At 74.3% G+C, this 26,537-nt stretch carries 24 protein-coding genes and 1 tRNA gene; 11 read left to right on the top strand and 14 right to left on the bottom strand.

The features are described from left to right. The 9 genes from AB1207_RS15480 to AB1207_RS15440 form a co-directional block, all read right to left on the bottom strand. Positions 1–1,470 (bottom strand): YcaO-like family protein, encoded by a 1,470-nt coding sequence (locus tag AB1207_RS15480; protein WP_367639278.1) that lies wholly within the window; start codon positions 1,468–1,470, stop codon positions 1–3. Continuing rightward, positions 1,467–2,345 (bottom strand): carbohydrate ABC transporter permease, encoded by an 879-nt coding sequence (locus tag AB1207_RS15475; protein WP_367639277.1) that lies wholly within the window; start codon positions 2,343–2,345, stop codon positions 1,467–1,469. The genes AB1207_RS15480 and AB1207_RS15475 overlap by 4 nt, the downstream gene beginning before the upstream one ends. Then, positions 2,342–3,265 (bottom strand): carbohydrate ABC transporter permease, encoded by a 924-nt coding sequence (locus tag AB1207_RS15470; protein WP_367639276.1) that lies wholly within the window; start codon positions 3,263–3,265, stop codon positions 2,342–2,344. Before AB1207_RS15470 ends, AB1207_RS15475 begins: the two co-directional genes overlap by 4 nt. Continuing rightward, positions 3,262–4,578, bottom strand: coding sequence for an ABC transporter substrate-binding protein (locus AB1207_RS15465; RefSeq protein WP_367639275.1), 1,317 nt, complete (start codon positions 4,576–4,578; stop codon positions 3,262–3,264). The genes AB1207_RS15470 and AB1207_RS15465 overlap by 4 nt, the downstream gene beginning before the upstream one ends. A 121-nt stretch (positions 4,579–4,699) precedes the next feature. After that, positions 4,700–5,083 (bottom strand): ATP-binding protein, encoded by a 384-nt coding sequence (locus tag AB1207_RS15460; RefSeq protein WP_367639274.1) that lies wholly within the window; start codon positions 5,081–5,083, stop codon positions 4,700–4,702. A 48-nt stretch (positions 5,084–5,131) separates the two neighbouring features. Continuing rightward, complete coding sequence (locus AB1207_RS15455; RefSeq protein WP_367639273.1) at positions 5,132–7,300, bottom strand: PP2C family protein-serine/threonine phosphatase; 2,169 nt, start codon at positions 7,298–7,300, stop codon at positions 5,132–5,134. Positions 7,301–7,392: 92 nt separating this feature from the next. Further along, the gene (locus AB1207_RS15450) at positions 7,393–9,693 is read right to left on the bottom strand and encodes a SpoIIE family protein phosphatase (protein WP_367639272.1); all 2,301 of its coding nucleotides are present in this window, start codon (positions 9,691–9,693) and stop codon (positions 7,393–7,395) included. Between the two features lie 56 nt (positions 9,694–9,749). After that, a complete protein-coding gene (locus tag AB1207_RS15445) occupies positions 9,750–10,328 on the bottom strand; it encodes a DeoR/GlpR family DNA-binding transcription regulator (RefSeq protein ID WP_367639270.1) in 579 nt (192 codons plus the stop codon). Further along, on the bottom strand, positions 10,325–10,624 hold the full coding sequence (locus AB1207_RS15440) for a DeoR family transcriptional regulator (RefSeq protein WP_367639269.1): 300 nt from the start codon (positions 10,622–10,624) through the stop codon (positions 10,325–10,327). The genes AB1207_RS15445 and AB1207_RS15440 overlap by 4 nt, the downstream gene beginning before the upstream one ends. Before the next feature lie 89 nt (positions 10,625–10,713). Between AB1207_RS15440 and melA the strand changes: the two genes are divergently transcribed. From melA to AB1207_RS15395, 9 genes are read left to right on the top strand one after another with little or no spacing between them, the layout of a single operon-like run. Further along, positions 10,714–12,039, top strand: a complete 1,326-nt coding sequence (gene melA, locus AB1207_RS15435; RefSeq protein WP_367639268.1) for an alpha-galactosidase — start codon at positions 10,714–10,716, stop codon at positions 12,037–12,039. A 24-nt stretch (positions 12,040–12,063) separates the two neighbouring features. Then, positions 12,064–13,368 carry an extracellular solute-binding protein gene (locus AB1207_RS15430; RefSeq protein ID WP_367639267.1) on the top strand — a complete coding sequence of 435 codons (1,305 nt, stop codon included), beginning with the start codon at positions 12,064–12,066 and terminating at the stop codon, positions 13,366–13,368. 9 nt (positions 13,369–13,377) lie between these two features. After that, positions 13,378–14,295 carry a carbohydrate ABC transporter permease gene (locus AB1207_RS15425; protein WP_367639266.1) on the top strand — a complete coding sequence of 306 codons (918 nt, stop codon included), beginning with the start codon at positions 13,378–13,380 and terminating at the stop codon, positions 14,293–14,295. After that, positions 14,292–15,185 (top strand): carbohydrate ABC transporter permease, encoded by an 894-nt coding sequence (locus AB1207_RS15420; protein WP_367639265.1) that lies wholly within the window; start codon positions 14,292–14,294, stop codon positions 15,183–15,185. Before AB1207_RS15425 ends, AB1207_RS15420 begins: the two co-directional genes overlap by 4 nt. Positions 15,186–15,208: 23 nt before the next feature. Further along, positions 15,209–16,324 carry an SIS domain-containing protein gene (locus AB1207_RS15415; RefSeq protein WP_367639264.1) on the top strand — a complete coding sequence of 372 codons (1,116 nt, stop codon included), beginning with the start codon at positions 15,209–15,211 and terminating at the stop codon, positions 16,322–16,324. Further along, on the top strand, positions 16,321–17,262 hold the full coding sequence (locus AB1207_RS15410) for an N-acetylglucosamine kinase (protein ID WP_367639263.1): 942 nt from the start codon (positions 16,321–16,323) through the stop codon (positions 17,260–17,262). Before AB1207_RS15415 ends, AB1207_RS15410 begins: the two co-directional genes overlap by 4 nt. Continuing rightward, positions 17,259–18,173, top strand: a complete 915-nt coding sequence (locus tag AB1207_RS15405) for a 1-phosphofructokinase family hexose kinase (RefSeq protein WP_367639262.1) — start codon at positions 17,259–17,261, stop codon at positions 18,171–18,173. Before AB1207_RS15410 ends, AB1207_RS15405 begins: the two co-directional genes overlap by 4 nt. Next, the gene (locus tag AB1207_RS15400) at positions 18,170–19,012 is read left to right on the top strand and encodes a class II fructose-bisphosphate aldolase (protein ID WP_367639261.1); all 843 of its coding nucleotides are present in this window, start codon (positions 18,170–18,172) and stop codon (positions 19,010–19,012) included. The genes AB1207_RS15405 and AB1207_RS15400 overlap by 4 nt, the downstream gene beginning before the upstream one ends. Beyond that, positions 19,009–20,178 (top strand): Gfo/Idh/MocA family protein, encoded by a 1,170-nt coding sequence (locus AB1207_RS15395; protein WP_367639260.1) that lies wholly within the window; start codon positions 19,009–19,011, stop codon positions 20,176–20,178. Before AB1207_RS15400 ends, AB1207_RS15395 begins: the two co-directional genes overlap by 4 nt. Here the strand turns inward: AB1207_RS15395 and AB1207_RS15390 are convergent. From AB1207_RS15390 to AB1207_RS15380, 3 genes are all read right to left on the bottom strand, one after another. Further along, positions 20,162–21,028, bottom strand: coding sequence for a transporter substrate-binding domain-containing protein (locus AB1207_RS15390; protein ID WP_367639259.1), 867 nt, complete (start codon positions 21,026–21,028; stop codon positions 20,162–20,164). The two genes, AB1207_RS15395 and AB1207_RS15390, sit on opposite strands and share 17 nt — an antisense overlap. A 27-nt stretch (positions 21,029–21,055) precedes the next feature. Further along, positions 21,056–22,657, bottom strand: coding sequence for a methyl-accepting chemotaxis protein (locus AB1207_RS15385; protein ID WP_367639258.1), 1,602 nt, complete (start codon positions 22,655–22,657; stop codon positions 21,056–21,058). A gap of 82 nt (positions 22,658–22,739) precedes the next feature. Further along, positions 22,740–24,458 (bottom strand): alpha-keto acid decarboxylase family protein, encoded by a 1,719-nt coding sequence (locus AB1207_RS15380; protein WP_367639257.1) that lies wholly within the window; start codon positions 24,456–24,458, stop codon positions 22,740–22,742. 127 nt (positions 24,459–24,585) lie between these two features. Between AB1207_RS15380 and AB1207_RS15375 the strand changes: the two genes are divergently transcribed. Both AB1207_RS15375 and AB1207_RS15370 read left to right on the top strand, forming a co-directional pair. Continuing rightward, on the top strand, positions 24,586–25,134 hold the full coding sequence (locus tag AB1207_RS15375) for a cysteine hydrolase family protein (protein WP_437178952.1): 549 nt from the start codon (positions 24,586–24,588) through the stop codon (positions 25,132–25,134). A 22-nt stretch (positions 25,135–25,156) separates the two neighbouring features. Then, positions 25,157–25,232 (top strand) — tRNA-Thr (locus AB1207_RS15370). Between the two features lie 20 nt (positions 25,233–25,252). Here AB1207_RS15370 and AB1207_RS15365 read toward each other — a convergent pair. Next, the gene (locus AB1207_RS15365) at positions 25,253–25,657 is read right to left on the bottom strand and encodes a helix-turn-helix transcriptional regulator (protein WP_367639255.1); all 405 of its coding nucleotides are present in this window, start codon (positions 25,655–25,657) and stop codon (positions 25,253–25,255) included. A 52-nt stretch (positions 25,658–25,709) separates the two neighbouring features. Continuing rightward, a complete protein-coding gene (locus AB1207_RS15360) occupies positions 25,710–26,477 on the bottom strand; it encodes an IclR family transcriptional regulator (protein ID WP_367639254.1) in 768 nt (255 codons plus the stop codon). Positions 26,478–26,537 lie beyond the last annotated feature (60 nt).

Genomic DNA, 26,537 nt, shown 5'->3' with positions numbered 1-26,537 from the left:
TCAGAGGTCCAGCCGCTGGGGGGCGTGCCGGACGGGTTCGCGGTACAGCGGGTACAGCTCCCCCACGGTCGCGTCGGCGACCTCGACGTCGAACCACGCCGGCCCGCCGATCCGTTCGCGCGCCGCCGCGCTCAGCAGGACCGGCCGGCGCGCCCCGGCCGGCTCGCCGAGCCCGACGAGGGGGGACCCGCGGTCCAGCAGCCGTCGCAGCACCCGCTCGCCGATGCGGTGGTAGGACAGCGTCTCCACCTCCAGCCCCGGCACGAGCACCTTCGCGACGTGGACGGGGCCGCGGGACGTCTCGACCGCGACGGCGTGCACGAGGACGTCGAAGCCGTCCAGCCGCCGCAGCAGCTCCGTCAGCTCGTCGGCCGGTTCCCGGTCCGGGGCGGTGGGCAGCTCCCCCAGCGCGACGTGGGAGGTGACCCGCAGGAGCGGCTCCACGAGCCGGGACAGCTCGGCCCCCGAGCGGTGCGTCCAGTCCGCCATCGCCTCCAGCGCCCGGGGTTCGGACTCCGGCAGCGGCGCACGTTCCTCGGCCGCCCAGTAGGGCCGCAACCGGGTCCGCACCGGGTCCAGCGGCCCGAAGGCGAACGCGCGCCGCGCGCGGGAACTGGCCAGTTCCAGCAACGCCTTGCGGGCCGCCCCCGCGGCGTCGAGCGCGGCGGCCTCCCCCACGGCCGTGACGGCCATCGGCGCCGCCTCGGGGTCGGCGTCGCGGGCGACGGCGTGCACGACGACGGCGAACTCGGTGCTGTCGAGCTTGACCTGGGGTTCCAGGCCCGCGGCCACCAGCGCGGCCCAGACGTCCGCCGTCGCGGGGTGGTCGGCCACCCCGTCGACGAGGACGCCCTCCTCCAGGGCCCGGAACGAGACGGTGTCCCCGTCGCGCTGCAGCAGTTCGCCGATGCCGTGGGCCACGGCCCGTTCGAGGGTGTCCCCGGCGCCCATGCCGTTCGTGATGGGCGTGGTGAGGAAACCCCCGGGCGGGGGCCCGCCGCGGACCCCGCCGGCGTGCGGGGCGACGAACTCGGCGGGGACGAGCACCTCCTCCCCCGTGCGCCAGCGCCGCGTCGGCAGCCAGCGCAGCGGCAGGTCCGGGGTGTAGCGGCTCCCCGCGGGCAGGACGAGCTCGACCGGGTCGACGACCCCGCCCGGTCCGCGGGCGGCGAGCAGTTCGGCGAACGTCGCCACCACGGGCGCGCAGGTCAGGAGGTGCCGGTCCAGCAGCACCTGCTCGGCCAGTTCGCCGTGGGCGCCCCGGCGGGCGGCCGCCGGGTCCGCGCCGTAGCCGACGCCGTGACCGGAGCCCGGGGCCCCCGGGTGGGGGCGCCAGACGGTGCCCGTCACCGGGATCCCGGTCCGGTCGAACCCGGTGAGGTCGAACTCCAGGAGTTCTGCGCCGGCGTCCGCCCCCAAGGCCTCGGCGTACCGGTCGGCCATCTGGTGCGGGGTGACGGGGGCGTTCACTTCAGCCCGCTGCGCGCGATGCCGGCGACGAACTGCCGCTGGGCGATGCCGAACAGGACGAGGACGGGCAGCACCGAGACGAGCGCCCCGGCCATGAGGGCCGGGTAGTCCGTCGTGTACTGGCTCTGCAGGAACGACAACCCGACCGGGAGCGTGTAGAGGTCGGGGTTGCGCAGTGCCACCAGGGGCCAGGCGAACTCGTTCCACCGGTACATGAACGTCATGACCACGAGCACGGCGACGAGCGGTCGCGACAGGGGCAGCACGATCGACCACAGCGTCCGCAGCTGCCCGGCCCCGTCGAGCTGGGCGGCCTCGAGCAGCTCGTCGGGCAGCGACAGGAAGTACTGGCGCGCCAGGAACACCCCGAACGCCTCCGCCGACCGCGGGATGATCACGGCCCAGTAGGAGTTGATCCACCCGAGGGAGTTGACGAGGTCGAACTGCGGGATGAGCAGCACCTGCACGGGGATCATCAGGGTGGCGATGATGAGGAAGAACACCACCGCCCGCCCCGGGAACCGGTGCTTGGCCAGCACGTACCCCGCCGTGACGTCGACGACGACCGTGATGACGACGGCGACGACGGCGATGGCCAGGGAGTTCTGCGCCCACTGCAGCACGGGGAACTGGGTGAGGGCCCGCGTGAAACCGCCGGGGTCGAACGTCGTCGGGACGATCCCGATCCGGCCGGAGGCCAGGTCGTCGCGGGGCGAGACCGCCGTGACGAGCATCCAGTACAGCGGGAACAGCCAGACCAGGCTGAGCACGACGAGGACGAGGACCTTGCCGCGCCGGGCGCCCCGCCGCTCGCGGGGGCCACGGCTCACCCCGACGTCGGTCCGCGCCCGTTCGGGCGCGCGGACACCGCTCACTGGTCGTCCTCGCTCGACCGCTGGGCCCGCCACCACAGGACGGTGGCCGCGAGCACGACGACGAACACGACGACGCCGATGGCCGACCCGTAGCCCTCGCGGCGGGCGGCGAAGCCCTGGCTGTAGGCGTACGTGACGAGGAGTTCGGTGGACCCCGCGGGTCCCCCCTTCGTCATGACCCAGACGATGTCGAAGACCTGGAACGTCTCGATGACCATCATCACGGTGAGGAAGAACGTGGTGGGGCGCATGAGCGGCCACACGACGTCCTTGAGCCGCTGCCAGGACGAGGCGCCGTCGAGCTCGGCGGCCTCGAGCACGTCGCGGTCGACGCCCTGCAGCGCGCTGAGGTAGAGGATGACGGCCAGGCCCGTGCGCGCCCACAGCAGGACCAGCACGACCGAGACCGCGGCGGCCGTGCCGTCCGACTGCCAGTCCGGTTGCGGCAGCCCGACCCCCGCCAGGACGCGGTCGACGATGCCGACGTTCTGGTCGAACACCCACCGGCCCGCCATCGCGACGACGACCCCGGAGATGACGTAGGGCGCGAGGAACACCGCCCGGAACAGGCCGCCACCGGGGATGCGGTCGCGCAGCAGCACCGCCACCGCGAGGCCGAGGGCCAGGCTGACGGGGACGGACACCACGGCCAGCAGCGCCGTGTTCCCGGCCGCCTGCCAGAACGTGTCGTCCGACAGCATCGCCCGGTAGTTGGCCAGCCCGACGAACTGCGCCTGGCCGATCCCCGTCGAGTTGGTCAGGGAGATCCGGACGGCCCCGACGAGCGGGTACAGCACGAAGACGCCGAACAGCAGCAGCGCCGGGGCCAGCATCACGTAGGACGTCGCCCAGCGACGGACCGCCGGTCGCCGCGAGGTCGCCCCCCGGGCCACCCCCCGCGTGGTCGTGGCCGTGCTCACGACGTCTGCAGCACCGACGCGACGCCGTCGGTGATCCGCTTCAGGGCGGTCGCGTCGTCGTCGGAACCGAGGAACACCTCGTCGAGGCGGTCGCGCAGCTGCGCGTTGACCGCGCTGAAGCTCGGCACGACGACCTGCTGGACGAGGGGTTCGCGGATGGCCTTGGCCTGCTCCACGTACAGCGCCATGAGGTCGGGGCGCACGGGGTACTGCAGCGTGGAGGCGTCGATGTCCTCGCGGGTCGGCAGCACGGACGCCTCGGTGCAGAACGCGGACATCTGCTCGGCCTGGGCGCAGTAGGTGAGGAACTCCAGCGCCTTCTCCTTGCGCGAGCTCGCCTCCACCGCCACGAGGGCGTTGCCGCCGAGGTCGGCCGAGGCGTTGACGTCGCGCGGCAGGAAGGTGGCGGAGTACTCGAACCCGCCGCCCTCGATCTCGCTCAGCAGGAAGTCGCCCGCGAACGCCGTGGCCACGGTCTGGTTGAGGAACAGGTCGCTGGCCGCCTGGCCGCGCGCCGAGGCGTTCTGCGGCGTGAGCTGCTTGCGGAACAGGTCGCGCGTGAAGGTGAGCGCCTTCAGGGCCCCGGCGTCGTCGGTCGCGACGCTCGTCAGGTCCTCGCTGAGCAGCCGGCCCCCGGCCTGGTCGACGAAGTTCAGCCAGCGGTAGGCGCCGGCGTTCTGCCAGTTCGCCGCGAACGCGTACGTGTCGGCCCGGGACGGCTGGATGCGCCCGAGGGCGTCGGCGAACTGCTCCCACGTCCACGCGCTGTCCAGCGTCGTGGGCAGCGTGCCCAGGCCCGCGGAGGCGACGGCCGCGGTGTTCAGCAGCACCATCGAGGTGTCGGTGTGGTGCGGGATGCCGAACGTGCCCTCGCTGTCGGTGACGGCGGCCCAGAACGCAGGCAGGAACGAGCTCTTGAGCGTGTCCGCGTCGGTGAGGTTCGCGAGGACCTTCTGCCCCCGGTAGGCGGCGACATCGGTGTAGCTGACGCGGAACAGGTCCGGCGGGGAGTCCGTCCGCAACCCGGTGTCGACGGCCGTGAGGACCTCCGAGTACGGGACGACCTGCATCCGCACGGTGGTTCCGGACTGGGCCTCGAAGCCGTCGGCGAGCTTCTTGAACGCGCTCGCCTCGACGTCCGAGGCCCAGGTGATCATCGTGATCGTGTCGTCGCCGGAGGACGAACCGCCGGACCCGCCGGAGTCGGGGGTGGAGAAACCGCTGCAGGCCGACAGGGCGCCGGTGGCGGCCGCGGCACCGGCGGCGCCGAGGACGCGGCGGCGGGTGGGGGTGTTCTGGGCAGGGGTGACCATGGGGAACTCCGATGTCCACGCAGGCGGGGGTCTGCACCTGCTGGTGTCGTGCGCGGGACGGGCACCTCTGGGAAAGGTGGCACCAAACTAGCCACGTGGTGCCGGATCAGCCCGTCGGAACTCAGGCGACGAGGCGGCTCCACACCGTCTTGCCGTCCGGTCCGGGGTCCACGCCCCACTGGGCGCTGAGGACGTCGACGAGGGCGATGCCCCGTCCCCCGAGGGCTCCCGGGTCGGCCTGCCGCAGCCGCGGGAGCTCGGTGCCGGCGTCGCGGACCCGGACCGTGACCCCGGCCTCGCCCGCGCAGTCCAGCGTGAGGGCCGCCGGCGGCGCGCCGTGCCGGACGGCGTTGGTGACGAGTTCGGTCACCACCAGGTCGCCCTGCGGCCGCAGGTCCGCTGCGTGCGGGCGGCACCAGTGCTCGTCGAGGAAACGTCGCGCGTGGCGCCCCGCCGTGTCGTCCATGACGAGGACGAGCTCGGCGGGCGGGGTGTACTGGCACATCGCCTGAACCCTCTCCCGGAAACCGTGGGCGGGCGACCGGGAGGAGGTTCAGAGGCGGACGGCGAGCAGGGCGATGTCGTCGTGGCTGTCGCCGAGCTCCTCGAGCAGGTGCTCGCACAGGGCCTCGGGCTCGTGCGGTCCGGCGGCCACGACGCCGGCCAGGCGGTCGAGCCCCTCGTTGAGCACCTCCCCGCGCCGCTCGATGAGGCCGTCGGTGTAGCAGAGCAGCAGCGACCCCGTGGGCAGCCGTTCGCGCAGCGTCTCGCGCGCCAGCGACGGTTCGACACCGAGGGGGATGCCCCGGGCCTCCGGCAGGTAGCGCACGCTGCCGTCCGGGCAGCGCACGAGCAGCGGCGGGTGCCCGGCCGAGGAGTGCTCCACCGACCAGTGGTCCGGCCCGTCCGGGGTCAGCCGGACGTAGCTGACCGTGGCCATCGTCGTCATGCCGAGGGCGGCGATGAGCTCGTCCACCCGCGTCAGCACGGCGGCCGGGGTGTCGAGCGTCCGGTCCCACGCGCAGGCGCGCAGCAACCCCTTGAGGTGGCCCATCGCCGCCGCCGCGTAGACGTCGTGCCCGGCGACGTCGCCGATCACGACGGCGATCCCGTCGCCGGGGACGTCGATGAGCTCGTAGAAGTCGCCGCCGACGTCGTTGCCGTCCTGGCCCGCGTGGTACCGCGCCGCGACCTGCAGGCCGGGGACCTCGGGCAGGTCCGGCAGCAGGCTGCGCTGCAGCTCGGTGGCGATGTGGTGCTGCTCCTCGTAGAGGCGGGCGTTGTCCAGCAGCAACCCCGCCCGGCGGCCGAGGTCGACGGCGATCCCGAGGTCGTCGTCGGTGTGCTCGGGGGCGGGGTGCTCGGGGGTGCTCGCGGTGCGGACGAGGACCATGAGGTCGTCGACGCGGCGCCGTCCCGGCAGCGGCACGACGAGGACGGAGGCGACACCCATCTCGTCGGACAGGTCCAGCACCGACTCGTCCTCCACCCAAGTCCGGCGCACCTCCCGCACCGCCGGGGAGGAGTAGCCGCCGATGCGGCGTGCCGAGGCGCCGTCCAGCAGCAGGTCCTGCAGCCGGCCGCGCAAGGGCGTGCTGCGCAGGGCGTCGAGGTAGGCGTCGAAGCGTTCGTCGTCCGCGGGGTCGGCGTGCAGCGCGGTGACCTGCCCGATCTGCCCCTTGTCGTCGGGGCTGAGGACGACGGCCCAGTCCGCGAGCTGCGGCACGACGAGCTGCAGCAGCCGGCGTCGGCACTCGGCGACGTCGAGGGTCCCTGACAGGCTGTGGGTGGCCTCGGCGAGCAGGTCGAGCCGGGCGCGGTGCTCCTCGGCGCGGTGCCGGGCCTCCTCGGCCTCGGCGCGGGCCGCGCGCTCGGCGGCCAGGGCCTCGTCGCGGGCCCGGTCGGCCGCGACCCGCCCGCTGACGTCGGTCTGGATGCCGACGTAGTGCGTGAGCGTGCCGTCGGCCCCGAAGATCGGGCTCATGGCCACCTGGTTCCAGAAGGCCAGTCCGTCCTTGCGGTAGTTCAGGAGCGTCACGGTGACGGGTTCGCGGGCGTCCAGGGCGTCGTGCAGCGCCTGCCGCGCAGCGGGGTCGGTGCCCGGGCCCTGCAGGAAGCGGCAGTTCCGGCCGACCACCTCCTCGAGGGTGTACCCGGTCGTCGCCGTGAACGCGGGGTTCACCCAGACCAGCGGGAACTCGGGGTCACGGGCGTCGGCGACCGTGAAGGACAGCCCCGTGGCCAGGACGGCGCGGTCCCGCAGCGCGGCCTGCTCGGTCGCGGCGTCCATCGCGGCGCGGGCGGCGCGGCTGTCGCGCAGCGGCAGGAACACGACGAGCGCGTGGTCGTCGAGCATCGGGGCGTCGGCCATCGGCAGCGCCACGACCCACAGGGGTTCGCGCCGGCCGCCGAGGTCGCTGCCGGCGGCCGCCGAGACCGCCTGTCCCACCACCGGTTCGGACCGCGCGACCTTGGACAGCGGGTGTTCGGTGTCGGACAGCTCGGCACCGTCGAGGTCCAGCAGTCCCGCCGCGTCGGACCAGGCGTCGACGCTCAGCGGGAGCTGCGCCTGCGGCGCGAGCTGGCGGGCGACGGGGTTGACGTGCACCACGGAGCGGTCCGACAGGTGCACGAGGAGGACGGCGGCCGGGGCGTCCCCGGTGACGGCCGAGACGTCTGGGACGTCCGAGGACGCGTCACGTCCACGTCCGGTTCCTGGCACGGTGTCCCCTCTCCTCGACCCTGCGACCGCCTCTCACCCCCGGACGAGGGCAGCACGACGGGCGGGGCCTGGTCTCGACACCGGCTGCGAGCCTAGGTCACGGAGCGGTGACGAGCGAGCCGGGCCAGCACGAGGGTCGTGTCGTCGTCGCCGCGGCCGGGGACGGCGGTCAGGAGGCGGTCGGCGACGGCCGCCACGTCCAGGCCCTCTCCCACGGCGTGCGCGGCGTTCTCCCCGAGCTGCCGGGTCGTCTCGGACAGGCTCGTCCCGCGCCGCTCGACCAGTCCGTCGCTGAAGAACAGCAGCACGGCGTCCGCGGGGAGGGGCGTGGTCGCGACCTCGTCGACCGTGCCGCTCGTGGGCCCGAACCCCAGCCCGAGCATCGGACGGGTCGGCACCTGCAGGGCGACGGCACCCTGCGCGGTGACGAGCAGCGGGGCGGGGTGCCCGGCGCTGGCGAGGTCCACCGACGGCGCCCCGGAGGCTCCCTCCGCGGCCGGGCTGACGATCCCGACGACCGCCGTCGCCGTGTGGTTGCCGTTGAGGGTGGCGACCAGCGCGTCGAGCCGGTCCAGCGCGGCCGCCGGGCTGTGCCCCTCCAGCAGGTAGGCCCGCAGGGCCGTCCGCAGCTGCGCCATCGCCGCGGCCGCGTGCACCCCGTGCCCGGCGACGTCACCGACCACGACGGCCACGCGGTCCCCCGCCAGCGGCAGCAGGTCCCACCAGTCGCCGCCGAGCTGCCCGCCCGCGGCCGGGCGGTAGCGGGCGTGCACGTCCAGCCCCGGCACCTCGGGCGCCTCGTCGAGGACCACGGCCCGCTGCAGCGACTCGGCGATGGCGATCTGGCCCCGGGAGCGGCCCAGCATGATCGCGGTGAGCTGGCCGCGCAGGCGTTCGGCCGTCGCCGCGTGCCAGGGCCGCCACGGCAGGCTGCGGCCGCGCACGACCTCCTGCCACTTCTCGAAGCTCTTGCGCGGACTGATCCGCACCTGCGCGCCGTCGGCGGACAGCTCGTGCACCTCGGCGTTCTGCGGGTCCCCGCCCCAGGAGACGAGTTCGGGCTGCTCCGGGCGGAACCACAGCAGCCAGCCCTCCCGGTCCAGCCCGATCCGCAGCGCGCCGGCCGCCGTGCCGGTGACCTCACCCAGGCGCGGGTCCAGGGTCGAGAGGTGGTCGGTGAACGTGACCGCCCCGTCGGCCCGTCCCAGCAGCCGGGACGCCCGCTGCACCTGCGCCCAGGCGGGCACCTGCCCGCAGGTCAGCAGCCGGTGCCCGTCCCACACCGCGACGCCGCCGGCGCCGAGGAGGTCGGCGACGCGGCCGTCCTCCACGAGCGCCGTCAGCGGGTCCCGGCCCTGCCCCGAGACCCCGGCCAGGACGTCGGACATGAGTTCCTGGGCCGCCAGCGCCTCGTCGCGCTCGCGCGAGCGCGCTCGTTCCCCGACGAGCTGGGACGTCGTCTGCCCCAGGAACTCCGCCGCCGACCGGGCGTCGTACCCGGGGCGGTGCGGGCCGGAGTAGTGGTGGCAGGCGACGAGCCCCCACAACCGGCCGTCGACGATGAGCGAGATGGACATCGAGGCGGTGACGCCCATGTTGTGCAGGTACTCGAGGTGGATCGGCGAGACGCTGCGCAGCACCGAGTGCGACAGGTCCAGCGGGGCACCGGTGCCGGGGTCGACGAGGGGTTCCAGGCGCACGGGGCGGTAGTCGACGTCGGCGATGAGCCGCGTCCAGTTCAGCGTGTAGAGCCGGCGGGCCTGCGCCGGGATGTCGCTGGCCGGGTAGCGCAGCCCGAAGAACGGTTCGAGGCCCGCGCGGTGCTCCTCGGCGACGACCTCGCCGTTCCACTGCGCGTCGAACCGGTAGACCATCACCCGGTCGAACCCCAGGACGCCGCGGACCTCCCGCGCCAGCCGGCGGCACAACGCGTCGACGTCGGTCGTGCCCGCCAGCCGGGCGACGGCACCGCGGGTGGCGCGGTAGGAGACCGGGCTGACGGGACCCTCCACGCCGGTGGACCGTTCCACCTCCACGACGAGGCGTTCGCCGCTGAGGTGGACCACGACGTCCACGTCGACCTCGTCCCCGTCCAGCACCAGCCGCGCGTGCAGGGCCTCGTCGCGGGTGTCGTCCTCCAGCGCGGTGCGCACCCGCCCGGCGACGTCGTCCCCCAGGAGGTCGGCCAGGTCGGCGCCGAGCACCGACCCCGGTGCGCGACCGAGCAGCGCGGCCGCGTTCTGCGAGGCCACGACCACGCGGTGCGAGGGCCGTTCCAGGCCGAGCAGGAGCCCGTGCGGCTGGATCGCCCCCGGGACGTGGATGGGTTCGCTCTCGCAGGTCGTCAGGTCGACCTCGCCGTAGGCGGGGACGTGCTCCTGCGGCTGGGACACCGGGCTCCTCGGTCGACGTGGCGGCGGTCCGGGCCGGGCCGTCGTCCACGACCACCCTAAGCGCGGTGACCGACCCGCTGGACGACCCGCTGCACGACCCGCTGCACGACGTGGACCCGGGGCCCGGCCCGCTCGACGGCGCGCAGGTCCGTCACCGACGCCCCGTCGTCGGTGACGACGTCGTCGACCGCGGCCAGGTCGACCACCCGCGCCAGCGTGACGCGGCCGATCTTGGAGGAGTCCACGACGAGGACCGAGCGCTGGGCGCCCGCCACCATCGCCGCGTTGGTGCGGGCCTCGACCTCGTCGTGGGTGGTGACCCCGCCCTCTGCGCTGACACCGTCGGCCCCGAGGAACGCGATCCCGATGTTCAGCGCTGCGAACGAGCTCTCGGCCAGCGCACCGACGATCTCGAAGGAACTCGGCCGGACGATCCCGCCCGTCACCAGGACACGCAGGTTCTGCCGTGCCCCGATCTCGGCGGCCGTCGTGAGGGAGTTCGTGAGGATCGTCAGCTCGGTGCGGAACACCAGGGCCCGCGCCACCTCGGCCGCCGTCGTCCCCCCGCCGATGGCCACCGCGAACGGCCCCTCGGGGAGGAACGTCGCCGCACGGCGGGCGATGAGGCGTTTCACCTCCGCGGAACTCCCGGCCCGCAGGCGGACCGGGAGTCCGCGGCCGTGGACGAGATGCGCGCACCGCCGTGGGTGCGGACGACGAGGCCCTGCGCCTCCAGGTCGGCCAGGTCCCGGCGCACGGTGGCCACCGAGACCGACAACTCCTGCGTCAGCCGCTGCAGCGGGACCGGCGCACCGGAGGCTCCCGACGCGGCGAGCAGCTGCAGTTCGGCACGCAGCCGACGGGCGCGCTTGCCCGGCCCCAGGGTCGTGGTCGTCGTCGTGGTCGTGGTCGTGGTCGTGGTCGGGGTCATGGTTGCCGTCGTCGCCGATCCGATCAGAACTTCTGAGCGCTTCGCGCAGATCGTTGCACACGGCTGAGCGCCGCGCTCACCATCGGGCCATGACACGAGTGACCTTCGTCGGGGCCGGCAGCGTCGTCTTCACCCGGCAGCTCGTCGCCGACCTCGTCCGGTTCGACGACCTCGACCTCGACCTCGTCCTGTTCGACGTCGACGAGCGGCGACTGCGGGTCGCCGACGGCACCGCCCGGCAGGTCGCCGAACGACTCGGCGGCGCCCGGCGGAGCAAGGTGTCCGTGACCTCCACCACCGACCGCCGGCGGGCGCTCGCGGACACCGACTTCGTCGTGGACATGGTGCAGGTCGGCGGCATCGAGGCCACCCGGCGGGACCTGGAGATCCCGGCGCGGTACGGCCTGCGGCAGACCATCGGTGACACGACCGGGGTGGGCGGGGTGTTCCGGGCCCTGCGCACCTTCCCGTTCCTGTCCGCCCTCGCGGCGGACGTGCGCGACGTCGCCCCCGGGGCCGTCGTCCTGAACTACACGAACCCGATGGCGATGAACGTGTGGTGGCTGCACGTCGTCGCCCCCGACCTGACGACCCTCGGCCTGTGCCACAGCGTGTACTGGACCGCGCACGACCTCGCCGAGCTCGTCGGCGTCCCGGTCGAGCGGACCCGCTTCCGCGCCGCGGGGGTGAACCACCAGTCGTGGCTGCTGGAGTGGACGCACGAGGGCCGCGACCTGTACCCGGCCCTGCGCGCGCGCATCGCCGCCGACCCCGAGCTCGAGCGCCGGGTCCGCGTCGAGGTGTTCCGCCGGATCGGGTACTACCCGACGGAGACGAGCGAGCACTCCTCGGAGTACCTCCCCTGGTTCCTGCGCTCGGACGAGCAGGTCGAGCGGTTCCGCCTGCGGCCCTCGGAGTACCTGCAGATCTCCGAGGAGAACGTCCGCGAGTTCGAGGAGGCCGAACGGACGCTGGCCGCCGGCGGCACCCTGGCGCTGGAGGACGGCGCCACGGAGTACGCCCCGCAGGTCATCCACTCCCTGGTCACCGGGACCCCGCGGGAGGTGCACGCCAACGTCGTGAACCACGGCCTGGTGGACAACCTGCCCGCCGGCTGCGTCGTCGAGGTCCCCACCCTGGTCGACGGGAACGGCGTCCACCCGGTGCCGGTGGGGTCCCTGCCGGTGCAGGCCGCCGCGCTCAACCGCCCCTACGTCTCGGTCGCCGAACTCACCGTCGAGGCCGCCCGGACCGGAGACCCGCGCCTGGTTCGCCAGGCGGTGCTCGTGGACCCCAACGCCTCCTCGACCCTGACCCCGGAGCAGGTCTGGCGGATGTGCGACGACCTCGTCCTGGCCCACGGGGACCTGCTGCCCGAACCCCTGCGCGCGACGGTGTCCCCGACCGCGCTGTGACCCGCGAGAGCGAAGGAGCTCACCGTGCGCCCCACCCGCAGAACCGTCCTGTCCGCCGCCGCCACCCTCGGGTTCCTCCCCGTGCTCGGCGGCTGCGGACGGGAGGAGGTCACCGTCCTGGACACGGACGCCGAGGTGCAGCTCGTGTTCTGGTCCGGCCAGAGCGACGACGCCGCCACCGTCCTGCAGGGCCTCGTGGACGAGTTCCAGCGGCTGCACCCCAACGTGCACCTGGACATGTCCCCCGGTGCGTCCTCGACGGAGGAACTGCTGCAGAAGCTCGCCGCGTCCTTCGCCGCCGACGAGGCCCCGGACATCTCCTACACCTTCGGTTCCTGGGCCAGCCAGCTCGAACGCTCCGGACGGACCCTCGACGTCACCGCCGTCGTCGCCGACCCGGAGGTCCGGTGGGAGGAGTTCACCCAGGCCGCCCGCGACACCGCCCGCCCCACAGGCCGGCGCACGATCGGGTTCCCCGCCGTCGTCGACAACGTCTCGCTGTTCTTCAACACCACGGTCTTCGACCGGGCCGGCGTGGCGCACCCCACGCCCGACTGGAGCTGGCAGGACTTCCGCACCGCGGCCAAGGCCCTCACCGACCCGGCGACGAACACCTTCGGGTACGCCTACTCGGTCTCGGGCAGCGAGGAGACGACCTGGCAGCTGTGGCCGCACCTGTGGCAGAACGGCGGGGCGGTCCTCGACGGGACCACCGGCCGGTCGGCCTTCCAGTCCGACGCCGGCGTGGAGGCGCTGGAGTTCCTGCGCGCCATGGCCGTGGACGACCGCAGCGTCTACCTGGACCAGACCGACACGAAGTTCGCGCAGCTGTTCGCGAGCGACCGCGTGGCCATGATGACGTCGGGCCCGTGGGAGCTCTCGGCGCTGAAGACCGCGGGGACCGCCTACGGGGTCGTCCCGCTGCCGGGGACGGGAGGCAACCACGAGACGGTGTCGGGCCCGGACCTGTGGACGTTGTTCGACAACCGCGACGTCAACCGCGCGCACTGGGCGACGGAGTTCGCGCGGTGGCTGACGTCGGCCGAGCAGGACGAACGGTTCAACGTCGCCGTCGGGAACCTGCCCCTGCGGTCCAGCGAGGCCACCAGCCCCGCCTTCCTCGCCCAGGCGCGTGAACTGCCCGGCCTGGACGTCATCCAGGCCAACGCGGCCAACGCCCGGACCTCCCGGCCCACCGTCCCCGGCTACAACGGCCTGTCCGAGGCCGTCGGGAACGCCGTGGCCCACGTCCTGCAGGGCCAGGGGTCCGCGCGGACAGCCCTGCAGGACGCCGCCGAGGCGGCCGACCGAGCTCTGCGACAAGGTTAGGAGTCCACGGTGACGACGTACGAGAACGCCCGGCGCCGGTCCGTCCGCCGCCGGTGGACCCCCGGCGAGGCCCTCGCCGGCTGGGGCTTCGTCGCCCCCGCACTCCTGGTCGTGGGCGGCCTGACGCTGTTCCCCGCCGCGTGGGCGCTGGTCCTGTCGTTCCGGAAGTGGGACGGGTTCAGCCCGCAGGTCGGGGTCGGGACGCAGAACTACCGCGACCTCCTGAGCGACCCCGCCGTGCTGAGCGCGGCCTGGCACACGCTCCTGTACACGGCGATGTTCGTCCCGGCCTCCCTGCTCCTCGGCCTGCTCCTGGCGACGGCGCTGAACCGCCGCATCCGGTTCATCGGCTTCTACCGGACGGCCGTGTTCGTGCCGTTCGTCGTGTCGGCGGCCGCGACCGGCATCCTCACGACCTACCTCTTCAGCCCGCAGTTCGGTCTCGTCAACAACGTCCTGCGGGTCCTGCACCTGCCCCAGCAGGGGTGGCTGGAGGACAGCGGCCAGGCGCTCGTCGTCATCACCCTCATGTCGCTGTGGGGCCAGGCCGCGTTCACGACGGTCATCTACCTCGCGGCGCTGCAGGACGTGCCCCACGAGACGGTCGAGGCCGCCCGCATCGACGGCGCCGGTTCCCTCCAGGTGACCTGGCGGGTCGTCTGGCCGCAGCTGCGCCCCGTGACGACGTTCGTCGGCGTCTACCTGACGCTGCAGGCCCTGCAGTTGTTCGACCTCGTCTACGCCACGACGCGGGGCGGTCCGCTGGACGCGACGCAGACCATCGTCTACCTCGTGTGGACCACGGCGTTCCAGAAGCTGCAGTTCGGGTACGGCTCGGCCATCGCCTACGGCCTGTTCGTGCTCACCCTCGCCGTGACGGTCGCCGTGACCGTGACCCAACGCCGTGCCGCCCGGAGGACCCGATGACGAGCCCCGCCGCTCCCACCTCCGCCCCGCGGGTCCGGCCCCCGGCGAGCTCCCTGCACCGGCCCCGCCGTCGCCGACGCCTGCCCTTCAGCGCCTGGCACCTCCTGCTGCTGCCCGTGGCCGCCGTGTTCCTCCTGCCGTTCGTGGAGATGTTCCTGGCGTCGGTGACCCCGGCCTCGGACATCAACCGGATCCCGCCCGGTTTCTGGCCGTCGCGGTTCACCGTGGACGGGTACGCGCGTCTGTTCGCGGAGTCGGAGGTCGTGCGCTGGCTGCTCAACACGGTCGTCGTCTCCGCCGTCGCCATCGCCTCCCACCTGGTGCTGTGCTCCCTGGCCGGGTACGGGTTCGCCCGGCTGCGGTTCCCGGGTCGGGAGCTGGGGTTCCTGGGCATCCTCGCCACGATCATGGTCCCCTCGCAGCTGCTCATGATCCCGACGTACGTCATGTTCGCGAAGCTGGGACTCGTCAACGACCTCGGCGCCGCGATCGTCCCCTGGCTGGCGTCCGCGTTCGGCATCTTCCTCATGCGGCAGTTCTTCCTCTCACTGCCCGCCGAGCTCGAGGAGTCCGGACGCATCGACGGCTGCTCCCGGCTGCAGGTGTTCTGGTTCGTCGTGCTCCCGCTGGCGCGACCGGCGCTCGCCACCCTGGCGATCTTCACGCTGCTCGGGTCGTGGAACGACCTGGTCTGGCCGCTGGTCGCCATCAACGACGAGGACGCCTTCACGCTGCAGCTCGGGCTGACGACGTTCCAGGGCACCCGACGGACCGACTGGTCCCTGCTCATGGCCGGCAACGTCGTGGCGACCCTGCCCCTCGTCCTCCTCTTCCTCCTGGCCCAGAAGCAGTTCGTCGCCACCATGGCCTCGGCCGGCCTCAAGGGCTGAGACCCCACCACCCCTGGAGAACCGTGAGCACCCCCACCAGCACTCCCAGCAGCGCCACGCACGGCGAGGTCCGGCAGCAACCGCAGGCGTGGCGCGACCTGCGCCGGCTCCTGCACGACCGCGGTCCCGCGCTGCGCGCCTTCCTCGACCCGCTGCTGGCGCGCCCCGACCTGCGCATCGTCCTCACCGGCGCGGGCACGTCGGCGTTCGTCGGCGACATCGCCGCGGCGGCGCTGCGCCGGCCGCTGGGCCGGCGGCTGGACAGCGTCCCCACGACCGACCTCGTGGCCGACCCCCGCAGCGCGTTCGCCGACCCCGCGCCCGTCCTGCTCGTCTCCTTCGCCCGGTCCGGGAACAGCCCGGAGTCGCTCGCCGCGGTGCAGCTGGCCGACGAGCTCTCCCCCGGCGTCCACCACCTCGTGGTCACCTGCCACGCGCAGGGACGGCTGGCGCTCGACCGCGCCGGGGCGGAGCGGTCCTTCGTCCTGCTCCTGCCGGAGCAGACCCACGACTCCGGGTTCGCCATGACGTCGAGCTTCACGACCATGCTGCTCGCCGTGCTCTGCGCCTTCGAGCCGCAGCACCTCGACGCCGTCGAGCAGCTCGCGACGGCGGCCACGGCGGTGCTGGACCGGGCCGGGGACGTCGAGGACCTGCTGGACCCGCTGCCGCACCGCACGGTGTTCCTGGGCAGCGGCCCCCTGCAGGGCCTGGCGCAGGAGGCGGCGCTGAAGGTGCTCGAACTCACCGCCGGCCGCACCGCGGCCTTCCACGACAGTCCGCTGGGGTTCCGGCACGGACCCAAGGCGCTCGTCGACGACCGCACGCTCGTCGTCGTCCTCGGCTCGGCGGACCCGTACACGGCGCGCTACGACGCCGACATCCTCACCGAGCTGCGGGGCGACGCCACGGCCCGCGTCGTGCACGTCGACCCGCCGGGACTGACCGGTCTGCCGGACGGGCTGCGCGCCGCCGTGCTGGCCGTGCCGGTCCAACTGCTGGCCCTGGGCGCGTCGCTGCGCCACGGGTGCACGCCCGACGACCCGTTCCCCGGGGGCACGGTGAACCGCGTCGTCCGGGGGGTCCGCATCCACCCCCTCGTCCACCCCCTCGTCGAGGGTGGAGGTGGCGGGCGGTGACGTGGTTCCTCGGGATGGACGGGGGCGGGACGAAGACCGCGTTCGTCCTCCTCGACGGCGCGGGCGACGTCGTGGCGCGCAGCACGCAGCCGTCCTGCTACTACTTCGGCGCACCGGGAGGGCTCGCGGCCGTCGAGCGGATCGTCGCCGACGGCGTGCGGGCGGTCACGGACGGGGTGACGGATCCTGGGTCCGTGGAGTTCTCGTTCTTCGCCTTCCCCGGGTACGGGGAGGTCAGCGGCGACGTCGCCGCCCTCGACGCGCTCCCGGCCCGCGTCCTCGGCCACGACCGCTACGCCTGCGGCAACGACATGGTCAGCGGGTGGGCCGGTGCGCTGGGGGCCCGGGACGGCGTGAACGTCGTGGCCGGCACCGGGTCCATCGCCTACGGCGAACGGGCCGGGCGGACCCGGCGCACGGGCGGCTGGGGCGAGCTGTTCGGCGACGAGGGTTCCGCGCACTGGGTGGCCGTGGAGGGGTTGCGCGCGTTCTCCCGGATGGCCGACGGTCGCGTCCCGCGGACTCCCCTGCACGACGCGGTGCTGGCCGCCGTCGGGGTGCGGCACCCGCACGACGTCGTCGGGGTCGTCCTGGACGGCTGGGGCGCGCGACGCGCCGACGTCGCCCGGCTGGCCCCCGTCGTCACCGGCGCCGCCGCGGAGGGCGACGCGACGGCCGGGGCGATCGTCCGGGCGGCCGCCACCGAGCTCGCCGACCTCGTCGAGAGCACCGCGCTGGGCCTCGGCCACGCCCCCGGGGACCGGGTCACCGTCTCCCGGACGGGTGGGTTGTTCGCGGCGGCCGTCGTCCGGGACGCCTTCGAGCAGGCGCTGCGCCGCAGCCGGTTCGCCGTCGACCTCGTGGAACCGCGGCACGACCCGGGCCACGGCAGCGCCCTGTACGCCCGGACGCTCGCCGGCCGTCGGGTCGCCCCGTGACCGGGCCGCCGGTCGTGACGGTGCTCACCCCGAACCCCGCCGTCGACCTCACCTACCGGGTGGCCGAGCAGCGGATCGGCACCACCCAGCGGGTCCTCGACGTCGCCCGCCGCCCGGGCGGGAAGGGGGTCAACGTCGCCCGCGTCCTGCAGTCGGTCGGGGCGCGGGCCCGGTGCGTCCTGCCCCTCGGCGGCGCCTCCGGCGCGTGGCTGGCGGAGGCCCTGGACGTGCCGGCGACGGTCGTCCCGCTCGCCGGTCAGACCCGCTCGACGGTCACCGTCGTCGACGGCGAGCAGCACCCGACGATGTTCGGCGAACCGGGCCCCGCGGTCACGGGTGACGAGTGGGACGAGGTGACGGAGCGGGTGACGCGGGAGGTCACCAGCGCCGCCTTCGTCGTGGCCGGTTCCCTGCCCCCGGGGACCGACCCGGACCTCGTCGGCGTCTGGGTCCGCGCGGCGGGAGGCCTCGCCGTCGCCGACGTGAGCGGACCGGCGCTGCTCGCGGCGGCCGCGGCCGGCGCCGTCTGCGCGCCGAACACCGAGGAACTTCTGGAGGCCACCGGCACCGCCGACGTCGGCGCCGGTGCGCACGCCCTCCTCGGCCTGGGCGCACCCCTGGTCGTGGTGTCCCGCGGCGCAGCGGGTCTGACGGGGCACTCCCCCGACGGCGAGGTCCACGTCCCCGCCGTGGACGGGGTGTCGGGGAACCCCACCGGCGCCGGCGACGCCGCCACGGCCGGTCTCGTCCTCGCCCTCGTGCGGGGACTCCCGACGGCCGGTGCCCTGCGGTGGGCGGCCGCGTTCGGCGCGGCGGCCGTCCTGCGCCCCACGGCCGGCGAGGTGGACCACGACGCCCTCGCCCGGTTCCTCCCCGACCTCGAACCCCCTCTGGACAGGAGCCCCGCATGAGCCCGACCCCCTTCGCCGAACTCGTCACCGGTGCCCGCTCCGCCGGCCGCGCCGTGGGTGCGTTCAACGTGGTGCTGCTCGAGCACGCGGAGGCGATGGTCGCCGGGGCCGAGCGCGCCGGCCTGCCCGTCGTCCTGCAGATCAGCGAGAACTGCGTCCGCTACCACGGCGACCTCACGCCGATCACCACCGCGACCCTGGCGCTGGCGCGGTCGGCGGACGTCCCCGTCCTGGTCCACCTCGACCACGTGACGGACGAGGACCTCGTCACCCGGGGCCTGGACCTGGGGGTGTCGTCGGTCATGTTCGACGCCTCCGCGCTGCCCTTCGCCGAGAACGTCGCCCGCACGCGGGAGGTCGCGGACCGTTGCCGCGCCGCGGGAGTCGGGTGCGAGGCCGAACTCGGGGAGGTCGGCGGCAAGGACGGTGTGCACGCCCCCGGCGCCCGCACGGTGCCCGCCGAGGCGGCCGAGTTCGTGGCGGCGACGGGTGTCGACGCCCTCGCCGTCGCCGTGGGGACGTCGCACGCCATGCAGACCCGGGACGCCAGCGTCGACCTGGACCTCGTCGGGGAACTGGCCGCCGCCGTGCCCGTCCCCCTCGTGCTGCACGGGTCCTCGGGGTTGTCCGACGAGCAGTTGCGGGCCGCGACGGCGGCCGGGATGACGAAGGTCAACATCGCGACGCACCTCAACGGCGTCTTCACCGCCGCGGTGCGGCAGGTGCTGACCGAGCAGCCGGCGGTCACCGACCCCCGGAAGTACGTCGCCGCCGGGCGCACCGCGGTGCGGGACGAGACGGCCCGGCTGCTGTCCCTGCTGGCCGGGACCGACCGGTGACCGGGGCGCTCACCGTCGCCGTCGTCGGCTGCGGGGCCCGCGCCGAGATCGGCGCCCGGGTCGCGCAGGCGCGGGAGGGTGCGCGCGTCAGCGCGGTGGCCGACACGACGGAGGCCGGCCGCGCCCGGGCCGCCGCGCTGTTCCCGTCCGCGGAGGTCTTCGGCGACCACACGGCCCTGCTCGCGGGCGCGCAGGTCGACGCGGCGGTCGTCACGACGCCCGACCACACCCACGCCGACATCGCCGTCGACCTGCTGCGCGCCGGCGTCGCGGTGTACCTGGAGAAACCCCTGGCGACGACGCTGGAGGACGCCGACCGCGTGCTGGCCTGCGCCGCGGAGACGGGAACTCCCCTGTACGTCGGCCACAACTTCCGGCACGCCGCGGTCGTGCGGACGATGAAGGCCGCTGTGGACCGGGGCGAGATCGGTGAGGTGCGCGCCGTCTGGGTGCGCCACTTCGTCGGCCACGGCGGCGACTACTACTTCAAGGACTGGCACGCCGACCGCCGCCGCACCGGTTCCCTGCTGCTGCAGAAGGCGAGCCACGACCTCGACGTCGTGCACCACCTCGCGGGCGCGTACACCCGCCGGGTCGTCGGCATGGGCGACCTGCTGGTGTACGGCGGGATCGCCGACCGCCGGGAACGCACCGGCGAGACGATGCCCGACTGGTTCTCCACGGACAACTGGCCCCCGGCGACCCAGACGGGGCTGAACCCCGTCGTCGACGTGGAGGACGTCTCGATGGTCCTCATGACGCTGGGCAACGGCGTCCTCGCCAGCTACCAGCAGTGCCACTTCACGCCGGACTACTGGCGCAACTACACCGTCATCGGCACCGAGGGGCGCCTGGAGAACGTCGGCGACACGGCCGGCGGGGTGGTGCGCGTCTGGAACCGCCGCCGGGACTGGTCGGTGACCGGCGACCGGGAGCACCCGATCACGGGCGATCCCTCCGGCCACGCCGACGCGGACCTGGCGACGATGGCGGAGTTCCTGGCCCACGTCGCCGACGGGGCCCCGACGCTCGTCTCCCCCCTCGCCGCGCGCGAGGCGGTCGCCACGGGTGCGCTGGCGACGGCCTCGTTGCGCTCGGGGTCGGTCCCGCTGGACGTCCCGGAACCCGCCGACGACGTCCTGGCGTGGTTCACGCGCCCCCGTTGACCGCCGTGGTGTGCAGCGCGCCGTCGGAGACGCCGTACTCCTCCAGGATCGCGTCGTAGGTGCCGTCGGCGATCGCCGCCTGCAGCGCCTGCTGGACGGCGTCGCGCAACGCGGTGCGGTCCTTGGCGAAGCCGTAGCCCCACGGCTGGGCCTGCCAGGGTTTGCCGACGGCCTGCAGGGTGCCGCCGGAGTCGGCGATGAGCTTGGCCGCGGCGGGCAGGCCCTCGGCGCCCAGGTCGGCGCGGCCGGCGCGCACCTCCTCGACGCTCTTGAGGTACGGCACGTCGACGAGGGTGACGGGAGGTTTGCCGACCGCGGTGCACAGGGCCGACTGCCCCGTGACGATGTCGGAGGTCGAGGTGCCGGCCGTCGCGGCGATCCGCAGGCCGCACCAGTTCCCGGGGGTGGTCCAGGCGCTGTGGTCACCGGTGCCGGCGATGATCTGCTCACCGGCGTAGAACACGTCGACGAAGTCGACGTCCTTCTGGCGGACGGCCTTGTCGGTGACCGACGCCCCGACGACGTCGATGGTGTGGGCGGCCGCGGCGGGGCGCAGGTCGGCGAACGCGACCGTCTGGAACTGCGGTCGCAGGCCCAGGCGGCGGGCGACGTCGGTGAGGATCTCGACGTTGGCGCCCTTGAGGGTGCCGCCCTCCTCGTACTCCATGGGCGGGTACGTGGGGTCGGTGCCGATCGTCAGCACGCCGTCGGCCACGAGGGACAGCCCCGCGGGAGCGCCGGCGGCGGAACCCGCGGTGGTGGTGGTGCCGGCCTGGCTCCCGCAACCGGCGGCCAGGGCGGTGACGGCAGCGGCGGCCGCCAGGACGGCGAGGGGACGGCGACGACGCACGGCGGCTCTCCTGTTCCGGTGGTGGGGTCAGACGGTGAACTTGCGCAGTTCCTGCTCCAGGGCGGTGGCGGCCGCGGCCACCCGCCCCGCCGTCCCCGAGGTCTGCTCGGCGACCTCGGTCGTGAGGGTGACGTCGTGGGCCATGGAGGCGATCGACCGGGTGACGTCCGCGGAGCCCGACGCGATCTCGTCGACGTTGCGGACCATCTCGCGGGTCGTCGCGGTCTGCTCCTCGACGGCGCTGGCGACGGTGGCCTGCAGGTCGCTGATGCGCTCCACGACACCGCGGATGGTGCGGATGGCCGTGTCGGCCGCAGCCGCGTCCCGTTGCGCCGCAGCCACCTTGGCGATGATTCCCTCGGACGTGCGGGCCGACTCCGACGCGAGTTCCTTGACCTCGCTGGCGACCACGGCGAAACCCTTGCCGAACTCACCGGCCCGGGCGGCCTCGATCGTGGCGTTGAGCGCCAGCAGGTTCGTCTGCTCGGCGATGGAGGTGATGACCTTGACGATGTCGCCGATCTCGGCCGAGGACTGCGCCAGGCCGCGGACGGTGCCGACGGCCTCCTCGACGGCGGCGACGGCGTCGGCGGCGACCTGGCTCGCCTCGTTCGTGGCGGAGGCGATCTGCTCGATGGCGCTGGACATCTCCCCGCTGGAGTCGGCGACGCTGCGGATCGTCACCGAGATCTCCTCGGCGGCCGCCGAGCCCGCCGTGGCCTGCGCCGCGGAACCCGACGCACGGGCGTGCAGCGACCCGGAGACCGACGTCAGGTCGTCGGCCGAGACGGACATCTCCCGGCTGACGCGGCCGACCTCGGCGAACATCTGCGCCAGCTTGTCGAGGGCGCTGTTCAGGGCCGCGACCATCTGCCCGATCTCGTCGGGCCGGCCGACCTCCCCGCGCTTGTCGAGACGGCCACCGGCCACCTCCTGCAGGATCTCCACGGTGGTGCGCATCCGCCGGCGCAACGCCCGCGTGATGGCCGCGGCGACCAGCGCCAGGACCGCGGTGACCGCGACGCTGGCCGACAGGGTCAACCACAACCCCTGCGTGCGGGCGTCGGCGGCGTCGGCCACGGCCGCCCTCTGCGCGGTCGCGGCGGCGCCCACGATGCCCGGGACGGCCGCCGACAGGACGTCGGCCTCCTTGGCGAAGGCGGGCATGGCGGCGCGGGCGGCCGACTGGCTGGGGTCGGTGATCTCGTAGTTCGACAGGGACACGACGCGCTGGCCGAGCGTCACGACCGTCTCGGTCTGCGCGAGCAGCTGGCTCGCCTGCGTGCGGACGTCCCCGCTGGAGGACGCGGCCAGCTCGCGCAGCGTCGTGCGCAGCGTCGTCGCGTCCGCGCCGAGGGCGGCGATGGCCGACTGGCGCTGGGTGGTGTCGGTGGTGACCAGCGACGTCATGACGTCGCCGCGGATGCGCGCCTGGGCCGCGTCGACGCGCTCGGCGAGCCCGGAGGCGCGGTCGGCGGCCACGAGCGCCGTCTGCGCGGTGTCCTGGCGCTGGGAGCTGACGACCCCGATGCCGCCGACGGTGACGACGCCGAGGACGCCGACCGTGGACAGCAGGACGAGCCGAGCGGCGATGCTGGCGGTGGCGGAGCTGTGGTTGGTGCGGGTCATCGCTGTCGTCCCCGGGTCCGGATGGCGTGGTGCCTCGTCCTCTGCTCATCGGACGCGGCACCCGCCACCTGAAACGTGGGACTCAGCGCGTCCCGTGCACGGCCTCCCCCAGCCGCGCCAGCAGCGGCGGCACGTCGTGGGCGTCGAGGACCGCGTGCACGACCGCCGGCCGCTCCGGAGCGGCCGCGATGCGGTCCAGGGCGTCCTCGAGCTCGGCGCGGGTGCCGGCGCGGGCGGTGAGGACGTCGCGGCCGGGGGCGAACAGGGCGGGCACCGCGAGCCAGTCCCAGGACGTGACGTCCTGGTAGACGGCCTTGGGGCTCTGCAGCACGCGTTCGATGGTGTAGCCGGAGTTGTCGACCACGACGACGACGGGAGCGGGCTGACCAGCCGAACGCTCCCGCTGCAGGACGGTCGCGATCTCCTGCACCGTGAGCTGCGCGGCGCCGTCGCCGACGAAGAGGATCGAACGCCGGTGCGGGGCGGCCAGGCAGGTCCCCAGGACGGCGGGCAGCGTGAACCCGATGGAGGACCAGATGGGCTGCACGAGGAGTTCGGCCCCCGGCGGCAGGCGCAGTTCCAGGCTCCCGTAGAGGGACGTGCCCGCGTCCGCGACGACGATCGCGTCCTCCGGCAGCCACCCCTGCACGGTGCGCCACAGGGCGTGCTGCGTCAGCGGGCCGTCCCCCGCCTCCGCCTGCGCCGAGGGCGCGGTGACGTGCGGCCACACCCCTTCGACGGGCGGCAGCGCGGCGAACTCCCGGTCCCGCACGACCTCGGCCAGCAGCGGGAGGGTGTCCTCCAGCCGCACGTCGTGGAACGTCACGCCGTCGACCACGGCCTCGGCGATGCCGAGCCGGACCGCGCGGGAGGGGTCGAAACCGTGGCTGAACAACCCCGTCATGACGTCGGACAGGACGGCGCCGGCCAGGACGAGCAGGTCGGCCTCGTCGACGGCGCGGCGCACGTCGGGCGAGATGGTCATGGCGCCCTGGTAGGTGCCCAGGCTCGCCGGGTGCTGCTCGGGCAGCATCGCCTTGGCCCCGACGAGGGTCGCCACGCGCACCCCGTCCCGGCCCGCGAGCGCCGCCAGCCCGCCCTCGGCGCGGCGGCGGTGCACCTGGGTGCCGGCCAGCACCGTCAGGGCGGGGACGTCGGCGAGGACCTCGGCGAGGGCGACGCGCAGGTCGTCGAGGGCGACGGGGTCGCTGGGGGCCGGGCGCAGCGGCCGGCGCAGCGGGGCGCTGGAGACGCGGGCGACGGCGACGTCGGCGGGGATCCCGAGGTAGACGGGCTTGGAGCGTTCGAGGGCGACGCGCAGGACGCGGTCGATCTCCAGCGCGGCGTCGGCGGCGCGCAGCACGGACCCGGTGGCGGTGACCTCGCGGTAGGCGCGCGCGAAGTGCTCGTGGTCGCCGTCGGCGAGGGAGTGGTGCAGCAGGGCGCCGCGCTGGCAGGCCCCCGTCTCGGGCATCCCGGTGACCTGCACGACGGGGACGTCCTCGGCGTAGCTGCCGGCGATGCCGTTGACGGCGGACAGCTCCCCGACCCCGTAGGTGGTGACGAGGGCGGCGACCCCGCGGGTCGTGCGGGCGTAGGCGTCGGCCGCGTACGCCGCGTTGAGCTCGTTGGTGTTGCCGACCCACTCGATCCCGGGCACCTCGAGCATCTCGTCGAGGAGGCTGAGGTTGAAGTCGCCGGGGAGGCCGAACAGGTGCGCTCCCCCCAGTTCGACGAGGCGGCGGGCCAGGTACGCGCCGACGGTCACCGTGGGCACCGCGGGCGTGGAGCGAGACGTCATGGACCCATGACGCCGTACGGTCGTCAGTCTGTCCAGACGCGACCGCTCGGGTGGACACATTGCCCAGTTGTGCGGCGTGGAACTGGTCGACGACGGGCAGTCTGCCCAGTGCGGCAGGATGTCGCCCGTGACCGCAGCCCTCGTCGTCGTCGACGTCCAGCAGGACTACTTCCCGGGTGGGGCGTTCCCCCTCGTCGGGCCGGAGGAGGCCGCGCAGGCCGCCGGCCGGGTGCTCGCCGCGGCGCGGGGGGCCGGCCTCGTCGTGGTCCACGTCCAGCACCACAGCGTGGACGGGACCCCCTTCCTGCGGCCCGGCACTCCCGGTGTGCAGATCCACCCGGCCGTGGCCCCGGGGCCGGGCGAGGCGCTCGTGGTCAAGCACGCGCCGAACTCGTTCCTGGACACCGGGCTGGAGGAGCTGCTGCGCGAGCGCGGCGTGGAGGACCTCGTCGTCCTCGGGATGATGACGAGCATGTGCGTCGACTCCACGGTCCGCTCGGCGGCCGAGCGGGGTTTCGCCGTCACCGTCGTCGCCGACGCCTGCGCCGCACCGGATCTCGAACTCGCCGGGGTGCAGGTGCCCGGGGCCGTGGCCCACACCGCGTTCCTCGCGGCGCTCGGGGACGGGTTCGCGCGGGTCGTGACCAGCGACGAGCTGACGGGAGAGCTCGGCTAAGCTCGGTCCCGCGCGCGAGCGCGCCCCTGTAGCTCAGTGGCCAGAGCAACCGCCTTGTAAGCGGTAGGTCGTCGGCTCGATTCCGACCAGGGGCTCCACCGCCCCGTCGGCCTGCCCCTCAGTCGACCAGACCGGCCTGCCGCGCCAGGGCCGCGGCCGCGGCGGAGGACCGGACGCCGTACTTGCGACGCACCGAGGCCAAGTGCTGGGCGACGGTGTTCGGCGCCAGGCCCAGGCGTTCGGCCACGACGGCGCCGGGGTTCCCGTCGGCGGTCAGCTGGAGGATCTCCCGCTCGCGGGCGGTCAGCGACGGCGTCCGCCCCGCCGCCGGCGCCAGACCGCCGTGGCGGCGCTCGAACTCCTCCAGCGCCCGGTAGCGCTCCTCGGAGACGAGCACGAAGCGGCGGCCGTCGGCGTCCTCCACCGTCATGCGGCGGTCGCCGTCGGCCACCGTCGCCAGGAGGCGGGAGAAGAAGTCGGGACCCTCGAGGGTCTGGCTCACCGTGGAGCTCGTGCTGGTCACGAGGTCCATGGTGGGTCTGCTTCTAGACAAGTACAACTCTCAACCAGCACTGTCACCCGGGCAGGCGAAGATCGGCCCGCAGGGCGCGCCCGATGCCCGCCGCCGCCACCGTGAGCGCCGCCACGAGCCGCTGCCGGTCGCGGCCGAGCGTCGCGACCACGAGGCCGAGGGCCGCGACGACCTGCCCGTCGGCTCCCCGCACGGGCACGGCGACGGAGGCGTTCCCGACGTCCATCTCCCCGCTCGTGCTGGCGAAGCCCTCCCGGCGGACCTGGGCGAGCTGACGCTGCAGCAGAGCGGGCGAGGTGATGCTGTACGGCGTCACGCGGTCCAGCCCGGCGAGGACGTGCGCCACGACGTCCGCGGGGGCGTGCGCCAGCAGGACCTTGCCCACCCCGGTGGTGTGCAGGGGCAGCCGCCCGCCGACGCGGCTCACGACGGGCACCGACGCCGACCCCTGCAACCGGTCGAGGTAGAGGACCCGGTCGCCGTCACGCTGGGCGAGGTGCACCGTGGCCCGCGTCGCCGCCTGCAGGTCCTGCAGGAACGGCGCGGCGACGTCGCGCAGGTCGGTCTGCACCGGCGCCAGCAGCCCGAGGTCCCACGTCCGGCGCCCCACCACGTAGGACCCGTCCGCGCGCCGGGCGACGAAACCCCTGGTCTGCAGCCGGCGCACGATGCGCAGCGTCGTGGACGGAGTGAGCCCGCTGCGGGCCGCGAGGTCGGCCAGGCGCAGGACGCGGTGCTCGGGCTCGAAGGCGCCGAGCACGTCGAGGGCGCGGTCCACGAGGGAGGCGCCGGGAGCGGAACGACCGGCCACGCCACCAGGCTATTCCACTCAGTGGCACGGCGCCCTGGCCGCTCACCGGCACCGGCCCTA

Origin of the sequence: Kineococcus endophyticus (assembly GCF_040796495.1) — a bacterium.
Classification (GTDB): Bacteria; Actinomycetota; Actinomycetes; order Actinomycetales; family Kineococcaceae; genus Kineococcus; species Kineococcus endophyticus.
This window is presented reverse-complemented; position numbering and strand designations above follow the sequence as displayed.